General features: G+C 53.3%; 13 protein-coding genes, 1 tRNA gene and 1 riboswitch. Of the genes, 7 read left to right on the forward strand and 7 right to left on the reverse strand.

All coding sequences use genetic code 11. The annotated features are described in order from the left end of the window. The coding region (locus tag I4V53_RS12695) for an ATP-binding cassette domain-containing protein (protein WP_195986066.1) at positions 1-143 on the reverse strand (143 nt) is incomplete at its 3' end. Positions 144-263: 120 nt separating this feature from the next. Then, entirely contained in the window at positions 264-1,361 is a 1,098-nt protein-coding gene (locus tag I4V53_RS12700) for a galactose ABC transporter substrate-binding protein (RefSeq protein ID WP_195986067.1), read from the reverse strand. A 397-nt stretch (positions 1,362-1,758) separates the two neighbouring features. Here I4V53_RS12700 and I4V53_RS12705 point away from each other — a divergent pair, with 397 nt between their 5' ends. Next, complete coding sequence (locus I4V53_RS12705; RefSeq protein ID WP_195986068.1) at positions 1,759-2,607, forward strand: C40 family peptidase; 849 nt, start codon at positions 1,759-1,761, stop codon at positions 2,605-2,607. A gap of 81 nt (positions 2,608-2,688) precedes the next feature. On the opposite strand, the gene I4V53_RS14245 is transcribed toward I4V53_RS12705, so the two are convergent. The 3 genes from I4V53_RS14245 to I4V53_RS12720 form a co-directional block, all read right to left on the reverse strand. Next, a complete protein-coding gene (locus I4V53_RS14245) occupies positions 2,689-3,684 on the reverse strand; it encodes a transglutaminase domain-containing protein (RefSeq protein ID WP_195986069.1) in 996 nt (331 codons plus the stop codon). A gap of 173 nt (positions 3,685-3,857) precedes the next feature. Then, a riboswitch (cyclic di-GMP riboswitch) is annotated at positions 3,858-3,945 on the reverse strand. Positions 3,946-4,499: 554 nt separating this feature from the next. Continuing rightward, positions 4,500-5,756: a peptidoglycan-binding protein gene (locus I4V53_RS12715; protein WP_195986070.1), complete on the reverse strand. Its 1,257-nt coding sequence runs from the start codon at positions 5,754-5,756 to the stop codon at positions 4,500-4,502. Between the two features lie 16 nt (positions 5,757-5,772). Then, positions 5,773-7,026 carry an ATP-binding protein gene (locus tag I4V53_RS12720; protein WP_286167153.1) on the reverse strand — a complete coding sequence of 418 codons (1,254 nt, stop codon included), beginning with the start codon at positions 7,024-7,026 and terminating at the stop codon, positions 5,773-5,775. Positions 7,027-7,191: 165 nt separating this feature from the next. Between I4V53_RS12720 and I4V53_RS12725 the strand changes: the two genes are divergently transcribed. Further along, positions 7,192-8,010, forward strand: coding sequence for a DUF6612 family protein (locus tag I4V53_RS12725; protein ID WP_195986071.1), 819 nt, complete (start codon positions 7,192-7,194; stop codon positions 8,008-8,010). 336 nt (positions 8,011-8,346) lie between these two features. After that, positions 8,347-8,435: transfer RNA gene (locus I4V53_RS12730), tRNA-Ser, on the forward strand. A 404-nt stretch (positions 8,436-8,839) separates the two neighbouring features. Here I4V53_RS12730 and I4V53_RS12735 read toward each other — a convergent pair. Continuing rightward, positions 8,840-9,988, reverse strand: a complete 1,149-nt coding sequence (locus tag I4V53_RS12735; RefSeq protein ID WP_195986072.1) for a helix-turn-helix domain-containing protein — start codon at positions 9,986-9,988, stop codon at positions 8,840-8,842. A gap of 37 nt (positions 9,989-10,025) precedes the next feature. After that, a complete protein-coding gene (locus tag I4V53_RS12740; protein ID WP_195986073.1) occupies positions 10,026-10,778 on the reverse strand; it encodes a DUF5986 family protein in 753 nt (250 codons plus the stop codon). A gap of 630 nt (positions 10,779-11,408) precedes the next feature. On the opposite strand from I4V53_RS12740, the gene I4V53_RS12745 reads away from it, so the two are divergent. The 4 genes from I4V53_RS12745 to I4V53_RS12760 all read left to right on the forward strand — a co-directional run bounded on the left by I4V53_RS12745 (position 11,409) and on the right by I4V53_RS12760 (position 13,508). Then, a complete protein-coding gene (locus I4V53_RS12745) occupies positions 11,409-12,299 on the forward strand; it encodes a LysR family transcriptional regulator (RefSeq protein WP_195986074.1) in 891 nt (296 codons plus the stop codon). 98 nt (positions 12,300-12,397) lie between these two features. Further along, entirely contained in the window at positions 12,398-12,745 is a 348-nt protein-coding gene (locus tag I4V53_RS12750) for a MerR family transcriptional regulator (protein WP_195986075.1), read from the forward strand. Between the two features lie 6 nt (positions 12,746-12,751). Next, positions 12,752-13,075 (forward strand): carboxymuconolactone decarboxylase family protein, encoded by a 324-nt coding sequence (locus I4V53_RS12755; RefSeq protein ID WP_195986076.1) that lies wholly within the window; start codon positions 12,752-12,754, stop codon positions 13,073-13,075. Positions 13,076-13,091: 16 nt separating this feature from the next. Beyond that, complete coding sequence (locus I4V53_RS12760; RefSeq protein WP_195986077.1) at positions 13,092-13,508, forward strand: cupin domain-containing protein; 417 nt, start codon at positions 13,092-13,094, stop codon at positions 13,506-13,508. The last annotated feature ends 65 nt before the right edge of the window (positions 13,509-13,573 follow it).

The following is a 13,573-nucleotide window of genomic DNA, read 5'->3' on the forward strand; positions in this document are numbered from 1 at the left end:
ATCAAGGTCGATTTTCCCGCGCCGTTCTCTCCCATCAGAGCATGCACGCTGCCGGGCCGCACTTTCAAAGTTACTCCGTCCAGCGCTTTTACGCCGGGGAATACTTTTGTTATGTTGTTCATTTCCAGCACATATTCGCCCATACAATCAATCCTCCTTCTTGCTAAAATTAAGCGGGGAACGGAAAGCGCTTGCTTTCGCGTTCCCCGTAGAACAATTTCCTAAAGAAACTCTAAATGAAAGTGTGCTGCGTTCCGCGGTAATTAGGACATGTAATCCTGATAGTTGTCAGCGGTAACCTTGACATAGTCGATCCAGACATACTTGCCGTCTGTGATCTCATAGCCGGTGTTCTCTTTGTTGATCTCTTTGCCCTGAGCAGCAGCAACAGCGATGTTAACAGTTGCTTTACCCTGGTTCTCAGCATCGTTCAGAACAGTACCCAGCAGGGAGCCGTCTTTCATTGCTTCCAGAGCCGGAGCAGTTGCGTCAACGCCAACAACCGGGATGTACTTGGCAGCGTCGCCGGTGTTGTAGCCTTCTGCCTTCAGAGCTTCGATTGCGCCGAGAGCCATGTCGTCGTTGTTGCACAGAACAGCTTCGATTTTATCCACGCCCTGGGAGGAAAGGAACGCCTTCATCAGGTCGGTCGCCTTAACTTTATCCCACATTGCGGTGTCAGCTGCGAGCTGCTCAACGCCGAAGCCAGCTTCTTCGATTGCCTTCGGAGCATACTCGGAACGGAGGGTAGCGTCCTGATGGCCCGGCTCACCCTGGAGCATGACGTACTGGACTTTGCCGTCGCCGTTCTTATCTGCTTCCGGATGCGCGGTGAAGTAGTCAGCGATGATCTGGCCGGACATTGTGCCGGACTGCTCAGCGCGGCAGCCTACATACCATGCCTGATCATAGAGGTTCATGTCGTCCTCGGACGGCTGACGGTTCAGCAGAACGATCGGCAGGCCAGCATCCTTCGCCTTGGTGATGATCGGGCCGGCAGCGGTCAGGTCAACCGGGTTGACAGCCAGAGCGTTAACGCCCTTGGTGATAAAGGTATCAACCTGCTCGTTCTGGGTGGGCTGCTTGTTCTGGGAATCCACGATGTCGATCTTTGCGCCCAGAGTCTCAGCCTGTGCGGTCATGTTGTTACGAACGCCGGTCATGAAGGTATCGTCAAACTTGTAGATACAGGTACCAACGGTGACTTCACCCTGCGGCTCTTCCGGAGCTTCACTGGGAGTTTCGCTGCCAGCGCTCTGCGGCTGGGACTCAGCCTGGGACGGAGCGGGATCATTGCCGCAGCCTACTGCGACGGAAGCCATCATCATGGCAGCCAACATAAATGCTAATACTTTTTTCATACCTGAAAATCCTCCTACTTTCTTGTAAAAATCTTCTTCTGGTTTTGCAAATTCAACCCGTCATGTGTATTTGCACAAATCCGGGCAGGATTGCTGTTTACTATTAGTAAGTATAACTTCCGTGCTTTAAAAAATCTATATAAAATTCTTCGGTCTTCCATGAAATATCTTCGGTCTTTTGCTCGATTCTTTCTATCAAAAACCGATGTTCTTTGTGAATTATAGCGGTTTATTCGAAATAAGAATCCATTTTCACCCCACATAGACGCTGAAAGTCAGGCTTTTTGACGAAAATCCACCAGATGATGTGGTCGCGCTCCTTTCTCCCGGGCCGCGGCATATCCGCCTGCCCCCATGCATAAAATCAAACGATGCAAGTAAGGGAGGGACACGGCAAATGGAAGCTTACGCACTGGCCAAAAACGCGGTGGTTCCGCTTCTGGCGTCGCCGGAAGAGCACGCGGAGCGGGTGGACGAGGCGCTTTGCGGCATGTTTTTGCAGATTCTGGAGAAGTCAGGCCGCTTCTACCGGGTGCGCACCTCCTACCGGTACGAGGGCTGGGCCGCCGGAGAGGGGCTCTGCTTCGGCGAAGAACAGCTCGCGCTGTGGCGCACCGCCCCCAAGCGCGCCGTGTGCATGTCTTTTGCCGACGTACAGGCGGAACCAAAGGTACAGGCGGAACCGCTGCGCAGCCTCACGCGTGGGGCCGCCGTTTCCCCCGTCGGCACGGCGGCGGACGGCTGGCAGAAAATCCGCCTGCCGGACGGAACAGAGGGCTTTGTCCCCTGCCCGGCCATCGCGCAGGTGCTCCCCGCCGACCGGCCGGAGGCGGCGTTCCGCAGCGGCGTGGTACGCACCGCCCTTTCCTACCTGGGAACGCCCTACCGCTGGGGCGGCAAATCGCCGCTGGGGATCGACTGTTCCGGACTGTGCTTCATGGCCTACTATTTAAATGGAAGCGTCATCTTCCGCGATGCGCGCATGGAACCCGGCTTTCCCGTCCATGAAATTCCGTTCCGCAGCGCCAAGCCGGGCGATCTGCTCTATTTCCCGGGCCACATCGCCATGCTGATCGGAAACGGGCGATATGTGCACGCCACCGCGGGCAACGGATGCCACGGCGTGGTAATCAACAGCCTGAATCCCCGCTCCCGGGAATACCGTGCCGACTTACCTCCCAAGCTGACCGCTGTGGGCAGTATTTTCCCCTGCGCCGCGGCGCAAAACAAACGCCGCCTTTTTTAAATATAGAACAGCAAACCGCACGGAGTATTTGCTCCGCGCGGTTTCAGCTAATACATATTAAAAGGAGGAACGTATTTTCAATCATAAAACGGAAAACGGATAATCCGCATCGCACTGCGCCGGATAGGAAAAACTTGACCCATTGGGGGACAATATGCCCGTCGCCTGATGGCTGGCGGAAAAACGATTCGCCCCTTTCAGGAAATAGTCGTACCGGATCGCGCCGCCTATGGGATCGTCCCATGTGACGTCCACCGCGTACCAGCCGCCGCCGACCTGTACGCTGCACCACATATGCGCCGTTCCTCCGGCTGTTCCGCGCACCAGAACGCAGGGGATGCCCAACTCGTCCAAAACGGCCTTGTATGCACGGGAATAGCCCTCACAGACCGCCGTTCCCTTGACCAGCGCACCATAAGCGCCAAACACATTGACGCCCTGCTGGCTGCGGGTCGTATAGGCCGCGCGGGCGGCAAGCGCATCGTGCACCGTCCTGAGCTGCGCGGAAAGATCGGCTTCCTTCCGCGCGGACGCGGCAATCCGGTCAATTTCAGTGTTCAGCTCTGTGATCGCAACGCCAACCCTGCCGGGAGAAATCATCCCTTCAGCAAAATAATCGCTGTCCCCGCTGCCTTTCCCCAGAACTGCCGTACAGTAGCGGCCGCTCTGCGTCGCGCGCAGCGTCAGCTTGGAAAAATCTACATAAAACACATCCGGATAATCATTCATAAACGCATCGCGCCCCGCCTGAAACGCCGCCGTCAAAGAACGGCTGCCGTCCAAGTGCGCGCGCACGTCGCTGACCGCCAGCTGATCGCCTCCAAACGTTCCGCGGATCAGATCGATGCTCCCTGTGCCGCTGCGCAGGCTGCCGTTGCGGTGCATCTCTACCAGCGCATTGTAAAAAATCTTCGCCTGCTTGTCCAGCTGATCTCCAAACCAGCTCTGCACATCCACGACAGCCCCCTGTGATACAGCCGCAGGCGTCTGTTCTGCCGCAGCCAACGCGGGCTGCACCCCCGCGCCGAATACGACAGCTGTCAACAGCAACAATGCCACCCGTGCATTGATTTTCACTTTTTCTTTTCTCTCCCCATTATTCCCGATTATCGTTACGCGGCCCGGCGTTTTCACCAACGGGCAGTCCGCACCTGAGCAGTTTTCCGTACAAAAAAAGCCCTGCTCTCAGCAAGGCGCATCAACCAAACAGGAGGTCTTCAAACAGACTTCCCAAACCGCTTCCCTGACGGGAAGGCAACCGGCTGCCATACTGCCATCGGCAGGTTAGGCCCTTTGACTTTGCGTCCCTGCATTTCTCCAGGTTTGCCAATATGAAATTGTATAAAACGCATCTGTCCATACACTGTGTTAAGTGTATGCTTTTCCTATGAAAAAAGCAAGTGTTTTCTGAAAATTCTGTGGATTTTTTTAATAATCATTTTTATTCTTACCAATAAACAGCTTCCTCTGTGCGGCGTTTCATTCCATTCCGCGCAAAAAGCTTTTTCAGTTTTATGCGCCTTTGATAAGCATAAGAAAAGCGCCCGCGATCGGTCAAAGCCGCCGCTTGGGGAACGGACAGGCCACAAAACCGGGCAGGCGCTCTCTTTCCGAGTCAATCGGACACAACCGGCCGCCGTTCTGGGCCGCCGGATGCCGCATGCCGAGGCATGCTTGAGGATGTGTATGTGGGTAATTGGGGATATTTTCATTATATAGAGTGCGAAAGCGGAATGCAACGGCGATATGGAAGAACAAAATCCAATTTCATCCAGCCCATTTCGTCACATTCTCCAAATTCGCTTTTGCCTAATCAAAAGGAATCGGGCGAAGCGCAACAATCGCACCCTTCGCCCGATCAAACACTCTTTACTTGACGTTTTTCCTTTGGGTTATTCGTCCGCGGAATAGATCAGATTCCCTTCCGGGCGGACCTTCGCGCTGTCCGAATACAGCAGGTCCAGCGTCTCCTGGGTTGCAATGCCGGTCGCCTTGAGCCCATTGACATACTGGAAGTCCATTACGGACTGCTGGGTTCCCTCGCCATACAGGCCGGTGGGCTGCACAAAGAGGTAGCCGAGCTCCGCGAGGCGGTTCTGCATCTTTTTGACCTCATCGCTCTCATCGCCCGGGTTCAGCGTGCCAGTCGTGCTCTGCGGCGGGGTGGAACTGACGTCGCCCACGCCCATGTTCGGATCGCCGCCCATCGGCGCGCTGCTTGTCCCGTCGCCCGGCTCCAAGCTGGTCGTACCCTGTGTGAGCGCCGGATACACCGTGCCCGCCATAAAGCTGACGGCGGTTACCACGCCGTTGCCCTGCCAGCGCATCAGGGAAGGGTCCATCTCATATACGCGGCCCTCCTGCACGGCGGTCAGCGCCTTGTATTTTTCCGTCTGCGCCAGGGTATCCTTTAATCCGGTCGGACAAAAGATGTACTGCGGCTGCACCATCAGCAGCGTGTCTATGCTCATTTGGTTGCCGGCTCCATCGGACGCGGCGTTTACAAGGCCCGCATATTCGATCAGCTTGCCCGCCAGCGTGTCTCCGGTCACCACGCCGCCCGCGGCATCGAGCAGATAGCAGACGGAAACCGGCGTGTCGGTCTGCGGGATCTGGCGGTTGATGTCGTCCATCATGGAGAAAATGCCCTCCGCGATCCGTTCGCCCCGCTCATAGCCTTTATTGCCGCCCTTGACGGCCGCGCCCACCTGCGTGTACAGGCGGGTAAAATCCTCGCGCCCGGTGGCCGGGGCGATCGCCAGCACGTCCACGCCCGCGTCGTTCAGGGCTTTCTTCTGCTCCTCCGTCGGCGCCGTTTCCGTCAGCACCAGGTCCGCGCCCGCGACGCGCAGGGCCTGCGCGTCGTTCAGCGTGAAGTCCGGCAGGACGGAAAGGTCCGTCTGGGTGCACTCCGCGCTTTTGGCGCGCAGCTGCATTTCATAGCCGATGGCGAGGATGACCTCCGCAAGGTTCGGCGAAAGCACCGCCACACCCTCCGGCTCATCCTTGATCGTTACTTCGTTGATGGTCACGGGGTAATCCTGCGCCGCCGCGCCGGAAGTGATATCCCCCTGCGGCCCGCAGCCCGCAAACGCGCCCAGAATCAGCAGGACGCTCAGCAGCGCCGCAAGCGTTCTTTTCAGTATCATTCGGGTACTCCTTCCATTAAGCAAGCGGCTGGCCGCGCCGGATACGGGCCTCCGCGTCGTCCACATACTGTTTTGCACAGCGCGGGGAGCGTCCGCCGCGGGCGATCGCCCAGCGCTCCGCGCCCGCCTGAATCTCCGGCAGGTATTCGTCCAGCTCCCGCTGCCGCGCCAGAAGCTCCACAATCTCCAAAAAGCGCGCCTTGTCCGGCAGGCAGAAATTGATCGACAGGCCGAAGCGGTCCGCCAGCGACATGCTCTCCTGTATGGTATCGCCGAGGTGGATTTCGTCGCCCTCGCGGTCGGAGAAACTCTCGCGCAGCAAATGGCGGCGGTTGGAGGTCGCATAGATCAGCGCGTTCTCCGGCCGGGCCGCGAGGCCGCCCTCCAGCACCGCCTTCAGCGCGGCGTAGGTGTCATCCTGCCGGGAGAACGAGAGGTCGTCGATAAAGATGATGAATTTCAGCGGGATGGCGGCGATCTGGTCCACCAGCGCCGGAAAATCCATCAGGTTTTCCTTGGGAATTTCAATCACACGCAGGCCCTGCGGGTAAAACTCATTCAGCATCGCCTTGACCGTGGAGGATTTGCCCGTGCCGCGGTCGCCGTAAAGCAGGCAGTTGTTGGCGGGCAGCCCCTGTAAAAAGGCCAGCGTGTTGTCAACGGCCAGCTTGCGCTGCAGATCGTAGCCCTTGAGGTCCGCCAGCCGCTGCCCGTCCGGGTAGGCGACCGGCTGGATTTTGTGGCCGCGCCAGATAAACGCGCGGTACCGGGCATACATACCGCAGCCGTTGGCGCGGTAATATGCCGCCATCTTTGGCAGGCACTGTTCCAGCTCCCCGGAAAGCACCGCAACCGGTTCCCCGGTTTTCCATTCCGGCAGCTCCAAAGCGGCGATTTCCTGGGCAAACGCAGAGCCTTCGCGCAGGTCCCGCGGCGTGAGGGAGGCCACCCGGCGGATGACGGAGAGGTCGCGCCGGACCGCATGGCGCACACCCTCCGGAAGCACCGCTGTTCCGGCCGCCGCCGCGAGGGAGAACGCGTTTTCGTCAAACAGCGCGGTGCCGGTGAGGCAGCCCGCGAGGTTTTCGCTGAAGCCGCGCGCCGACAGCGCATCGAAGAACGCGCCCCATGCGTCCAAAAATGCTTCCAGCGAGGCGCCGTTCGCCGTCCACAGCAGGCGGTAAAAGGCTTTGGGAACCGTTCGGTTTAAAATTCCTTTATAGATAGAGAGGGAAGCCAGTTCCATGGCTGCTTCTTTGACAAGATTCAAGAAAAAGACTCCTTTACCGATACAAACTCATATGGATACATGATACCCTGCGGGCGTTTTTATGTCAAGTTATCCAGGGCTCCTGACTTGCGAATTTACAAATTGTTTGCTAGTATGTATGTAAGAATCCATCCGTTATTCCATTCTACAGAAAGGCAGATGGTTATGATGAAGCACAGCTCTTACCGCCTTGCGGCATGGATCGTTGCCGCCTGTATGATATTCCTGTTCACCTCCTGCGACCAGCCCGCCGATCCGGAGGTCATCCTGCGGGAAGCTCTGGCCAATTCGGAAAAGCTCGCCAGCTGTGAAGCTACTTACCGCTATTCCCTCACATACCGCAGCGAAGAAAAGGAAACGCAGGTCTCTACATCGGTTGACTCCACCTACTTCTCCGATCCCTTCCGCCTGAGAGAAGAACGGACAACGGACGGGACGGCTTCCACCACCTATCTCGATGCGGAAGGCCAGGATACCTGGTATTATGCAAAGATGGAAGACGGCTGGAAAAAAGTAAACGTCGAAAACCAGGACCGTTCTCCAACAAAGCTGCTGCCTTCCCTCAGCCTGCTGAAAAGCGCGGAGCAGCCAAAGCTTGTCCGCGAAGAAGAATGGAACGGGACGCCCGCCTATAAGCTGGAGCTTTCCTTCCCGGCGGAAACGCTCCAAAACACCATCGCGGAGATTGTCGCGGCCAGCGGCATGGGCAATGGGTCCCAGACCCTTGTTCCGGCCCTTCTGGAAAGCGTCCCTCCCTTGTTTGGTTATGGCTACATTGCCAGGGACAGCGGGCTGCCTTTGGCTTTGGAATTGGACGCCACCGATGCGCTCAACACCGTTTTCAGCAACATCGACGGAGAGAGCGTCCGGATTACCGTTTCGGAGAGCATCATTTCCGGGACCATCCGCAATCCGAACAGCGCGGCCCCGTTCGACCTTCCCCCCGAAGCCGCCGCCGCTGAAACCATGGAGGCGGCAGGATAAGACCCGCGGCCTGCAAAAGGCAGAACCGCGGCGACGGCGGAAAGCCTTCCGCGCACAGCTCCCGTAAAGGCGGCGCGGAAGGCTGACAGGGGAAACGGTTTCAAGTGTTTTCAGGCAGGATTTATTCCTGTCCGGCCGCCGTATAGCTGTTTTTTTCACGTTTCTTCTCAATTCTTCTGTTTTTATAAGCCGGTTCCGTCAAATGACTTGACTTTTTTGCGTTGTCTCTTTAAAATAGAGAACGTATCTGGAATATGGAACGGAATCGAAGCGGCCATGCCGGGCCTGACCCGGACGCGTGTTAAGACTCTATACAAGAATTGCATATATTTACATGGAAGCGTATCGAAGTGGTCATAACGGGCCTGACTCGAAATCAGGTAGCCCTCACGGGCTCGTGGGTTCGAATCCCACCGCTTCCGCCATAAACCCGCATAGAATCTAATTCTATGCGGGTTTTCCTTTCGCCTTATGTTGCATTGGAATCGCCTCCTTTTTTAAATGGTTCCCAGGAAACCACAAACCGCCATATGGGCCCTATATTCATTCCACTGCATGGCGTGGTCCTTTTTGGTTCCCAAATCCACTAAAAGCCTATAAAAAGAGGCACGGACTTGCAAGAAGATACATGCTATCTTTCCAAATCCGGGCCTTTTCTTTTCGGCGCATTTTCTGATTCAGCCGGTTCCTTTTTAGTTGTTTTTCCATAAAAAAGAGGGTAGAGAGAGAAAACATGAACTTTTCCCGTCTGCTTGATTTTTGGTGCACTTCTCCCTTTGAATAAATTGAGCTAATGCAACAAGCTTGCCTTGCGGCAAGCCTGCATAGATTAGTTTTTGCTTTTAATCTGCAAATCAGGAAATTTAAGAATTTTGGGTGGAACCAATGTGTCTTTTGGCAAATCAAGGAGATACTCAACTTCTTCTGGAGATAGACTTAAACTATAAGAAAATGAAAGTTCATCCATAAATTCTTTGGGCGTAAAGACTTTTTCATTAAGTAACATTATTACAGCCGTTTTCAATAGTGCAGGCGACGCTGTAATCAAAATATCGTCTAACGGTTCCTCTTTCCTAAGTCCTCGTCTTTGAAGTATACGAATCATTGACTGATATTCATCCATAGAAATAATACCCAAATTGTATGCTCTGCGATTCATTGCTTGAATAGAAACTTTCCACTTTCTTTTTAATTCTGTGTAATAAGGAATTCTTAATTCACTACGCAAAGCATCCGCTCGGAACGAATCTTCTGGTAAGAGGAATGCAGAGGCAAATCTATTCGCCTCTGCCTCTCGCTCCTTAAACTCAGTGCGTTCTAACGCCTCTACATCTTCGCTCCACTCATGCAAGCAGATATGACCTAATTCATGGGCAATATCAAAATGAATTCGCGCAGCGGATGTCTTGTTATTAGAATAGCCAATGAGGTATATCATTTCCCCATTGACATCTACCATTTGGCTAAAAGCATCAATGTCGTCTGTGGATGTTGAAAAAGATGTAACTAAAATACCATGCTGTTCAACTTCATGAATCAGGTTGTCGATCGGGCGTTTTCCGAGATTCCACGTTTCACGCAATTTTTGAGCTGCTTGCTCTGGTGAGCATCCGGAAAAATCCGGTAAATCAAGTGGCGGGAATTCGATGTAATCCTGCAAATAGTAATATATTTCTGCAACGAATTCCATTTTTTGAATCTGTTCTGCCCGATATTTTTTATTTGTAGTTAATAGTGCACGGAAATACGTGGAACCAGTTATTACATCCCTGTCGGTTTCTGTAAAAAATTTTGTAGGAAATCCTAAAACTTCTGAAATGTGTTTAACAATAGAATTGTCTATGGGTTTTGACTTTCCATTTTCATACATCGAAACGGTTTGACGTTGGCAATCTATTTTTTGTGCTAATTCTGCAACTGTCAAACCACGATATGTGCGGGCTTTTTTCAAGCGTTCACCATTAAATGATATTTCCATTGAAATATCCTCCCTATTCTCCTAATTGCGGAGGTAGTTATTTTTCTTCACTTTTTTCATCCACTTGACGGAGAGGATTTGACTCTTTACGCGCAGTAGCCTTAGCTGTTAGCTTCAGGCCACGAGCGGGGGTATTAGCAGGATCCTTTGGTTCTTTAACTTGATCGGCAATTACACTTTCTTCCACCAAAATAGAACTACTCCAATTCTGCTCGGAAACAATGTTCAAATTTGTATCTACCATAACTGCACGAACAGAGGTCAATACAAAACGGGCACTTTCAAAAAGCACCAACACATGACGGCGAACAATTGCTCCATCCTCAAGCAAATTAGCTAACAGAGTTTGGATGGATTCGGCAAGCCGTGCTTCATCATCAAAATGAGTCGGAAACATGGATAGTTGCTCAATTGGTGCTTTTAAATCGGAGTTTAGGTGACGTACTAGCATATCAACGTAGTGCATACGTCTGCGCTTTCCTACCTTTGCCCGAATTTCCGCAAAACGCTTTTCGCGCATGAATGTGTACAAAAAGCCAGATTGTTTTTCATATACGAGAATCATTTCCCATGGCCCACGTTTGGATGTATATGCCATACAATCTGGACTATTGAAATGACGGCACAGATCTGTATTTAGCAAGTCCCAAATACGTGTTGGGGTGCTATTTTGGGTTCTTAAACCATGTAACCGAACATCCTCCCTGATTTTATCACCCACTGCATCACTAATGCACTGGGTAATAATAGACCTAATGGCAGGGTCGACTTCCAACGTGTTTTTATTCAAAACTTTACACCTCCATAAACAGCTATCATGCAATTTCTTGTGTGTATTATAGGCGTTTTTTTTGAAAGTGTCAATAGTAACAGTCTAACATTTCTATATTGACGTTTTTAAAGGTCTAATTAAAGAATTTTGTGTGGCTATATTTTATCCTAAAGACCATTTGCCAGCCTAGCCCTATAGTCTTCTATAGCGTCGTCATAGTTCAACAGGAAAAAAAAGAAGTCCCCCATTCCTCCGGAGGTTCGGCCAGTTGTTCCACATCGTCAGAGAATGGCAAGCCCAACACGCTGTACAGCATCCGCAGCACTGTAAATCGGCTCGTGATTCCTCAATAGCTCTCTGCCTTGCAAACGCCATCTGTATGCGAAATAAGCGGGTTTGCGGGGAAATCAGGTAGCCCTCACGGGCTCGTGGGTTCGAATCCCACCGCTTCCGCCATCGAACTGAGTCTGGACGCACATCGCGTTTCGGGCTCAGTTTTTTCTTTCCCCTTTTCGCCCGCGTTTAACTCCGATGCGCCCGTTCCCCTGTCCATCTGGCGGCGTATATTACCTGTTTGGCATTTCTAAATACAAGGCATATTTCATATGAGCGATTCCTGTGCTATACTATGGGCAAAGGGGTGGGAGTATGGAACTGCGCGTTTTGCGTTATTTTCTGATGGTGGCCCGGGAGGAAAACATCACAAGGGCGGCCCAGCTTTTGCACGTGACACAGCCGACCCTATCCCGTCAGCTCATGCAGCTGGAGGAGGAACTGGACGTCAAGCTGTTTCAGCGGAGCAGCCACTGCATTGTCCTCACCGAGGAGGGGATGCTCTTAAAGCGCCGCGCACAGGAAATCATCAGCCTGGCGGAAAAAACGAGGCAGGACCTGGCGCAGAAGGATATCCAACTGTCCGGAGAACTCTCCATCGGCTGCGGCGAGCTGCAAAGCGTGGAGTTCCTTTCCATGCTTCTGGCCAGGTTTCAAGCGGCGAACCCCCTTGTCCGGTTTCATATTTACAGCGGCAACGCAGACAGCATCAAGGAACGCATTGAAAACGGCCTATTGGATATGGGGCTTTTACCCGAGCCTGTGGATATAACGAAATACGCGTTCCTGCACGCGCCGCAAAAGGAAACCTGGGGCGTGCTGGTGCACAAGGACTCTGCGCTTGCCCAAAAGCAGGCGGTCTGTCCCTCCGATCTGTTGGATTCCCCTCTGATGATTTCCAACCGCGATCTGGTTCAGGATTTTATTTCCAACTGGTTTGGCGTTGATCTCGACGATTTGCAGATTATATGCCGATATAATCTGCTTTACAATGCGGCAATTATGGTGCGCAGCAAAATCGGCGTCGCCGTCTGCATCAAGCTGGATTGCAGCTATGCGGATACCCGCTTCGTCCCGTTTTCACCGCCCGTGGAGAGCGGCTCCGTTTTGGTGTGGAAGAAGGATCAGATGACATCCCCTACCACAGCAGCATTTCTTGCATTCTCAAAGAAATGCATTACGGGCATTTCTGAAAATACAATATAAGTATTGGACATATCAACCGGTGAATCTTATGATAAAGGCGTACCCCAAAAGGGTACGCCTTTATTTTTTGCTCACTTTGGAGAGGAGTAAAAGACGGGATGACAAAGACGGAAGCAAGTGAATTTTACAACATTCCTTTGGAGGTACTGGACGAATATGAACGCTGGGGGCTATGCGGGGAAGTCAAAAAAGTGATGGGCGCCTGGCAGTACGACGACAGGGACATCGAGCGCCTCAGCATGATTATGACGCTGCACGACATTGGGTTCAGCAACCGGGAGATCGAAGCCTATATGCGGCTGATGCTGGAGGGAGACTCCACCGAACAGGAGCGTCTGCGCATGCTGGGCCACAGGCGCAGCGATACGCTGGACGCGATCCATCTCCGGGAAAAACAGCTGGACCGGATCGACTATCTTCGCTTCAAAATGAAACAGAAAGGTTGAATGATAATGGAAAAACAAACCGCAGGGCGCGACGCCCTTGGAACCTTTGCTCCGAAATTTGCGGAATTGAACGACGACGTGCTGTTTGGAGAGGTATGGGCCAGAGAGGATCAGCTCTCTGCCCGCGACCGCTCCATTGTGACCGTAACCGCGCTGCTGTCGAAGGGCATTTTGGACAGTTCTCTGCAATACCACATCGGCAACGCCAAAAAGCACGGCGTCACCGCCGGGGAAATGGCGGAGATTTTGACGCACGCAGCCTTTTACGCAGGCTGGCCCAACGCCTGGGCAGCTTTCAAAATGGCAAAAGACGTATACGATAAAGAATAAAACGGAGGTCTGCATCATGAATAACGAAACAGAAAAAGCGGGCATCTTCGGGCTGGGCAACCCCAACGACGCCTTTGCGCAGTATTTTATCGGGCGGAGCTATCTGAACCCGGTCGTCACAGAGGGCATCGGCATTTTTAACGTCACCTTTGAGCCGGGCTGCCGCAACAACTGGCATGTTCACCATGCCGGCAAGGGCGGCGGCCAGATCCTGCTGTGCATGTCCGGCCGGGGCTGGTATCAGGAGTGGGGCGGGGAGCCCCGCGAACTGCATCCCGGCGACGCAGTGGTGATTCCGCCGGAGGTCAAACATTGGCACGGCGCGGCCAAAGACAGCTGGTTTGCGCATCTTGCGCTGGAGGTCCCCGGCGAAAACGCCTCCAACGAATGGTGCGAGACGGTAGACGAGGAAACCTATTCCAAACTCCAATAACTGCCGCGGTTTTTCAGGATGAAATCCATTGGGTTACCGGAACTTGCGCCTCGGTCAGGCTGGCC

The sequence above is a fragment of the Clostridium sp. D33t1_170424_F3 genome (genome assembly GCF_015667585.1).
In the GTDB taxonomy this organism is placed as follows: Bacteria; Bacillota; Clostridia; order Oscillospirales; family Acutalibacteraceae; genus Anaeromassilibacillus.

Excerpts from the sequence above, each read along its gene's own strand:
- I4V53_RS12700 (WP_195986067.1), bottom strand. The coding sequence starts at position 1,361 with ATGAAAAAAGTATTAGCATTTATGTTGGCTGCCATGATGATGGCTTCC.
- I4V53_RS12705 (WP_195986068.1), top strand. The coding sequence starts at position 1,759 with ATGGAAGCTTACGCACTGGCCAAAAACGCGGTGGTTCCGCTTCTGGCG.
- I4V53_RS12715 (WP_195986070.1), bottom strand. The coding sequence starts at position 5,756 with ATGATACTGAAAAGAACGCTTGCGGCGCTGCTGAGCGTCCTGCTGATT.
- I4V53_RS12725 (WP_195986071.1), top strand. The coding sequence starts at position 7,192 with ATGATGAAGCACAGCTCTTACCGCCTTGCGGCATGGATCGTTGCCGCC.
- I4V53_RS12735 (WP_195986072.1), bottom strand. The coding sequence starts at position 9,988 with ATGGAAATATCATTTAATGGTGAACGCTTGAAAAAAGCCCGCACATAT.
- I4V53_RS12745 (WP_195986074.1), top strand. The coding sequence starts at position 11,409 with ATGGAACTGCGCGTTTTGCGTTATTTTCTGATGGTGGCCCGGGAGGAA.
- I4V53_RS12750 (WP_195986075.1), top strand. The coding sequence starts at position 12,398 with ATGACAAAGACGGAAGCAAGTGAATTTTACAACATTCCTTTGGAGGTA.
- I4V53_RS12755 (WP_195986076.1), top strand. The coding sequence starts at position 12,752 with ATGGAAAAACAAACCGCAGGGCGCGACGCCCTTGGAACCTTTGCTCCG.
- I4V53_RS12760 (WP_195986077.1), top strand. The coding sequence starts at position 13,092 with ATGAATAACGAAACAGAAAAAGCGGGCATCTTCGGGCTGGGCAACCCC.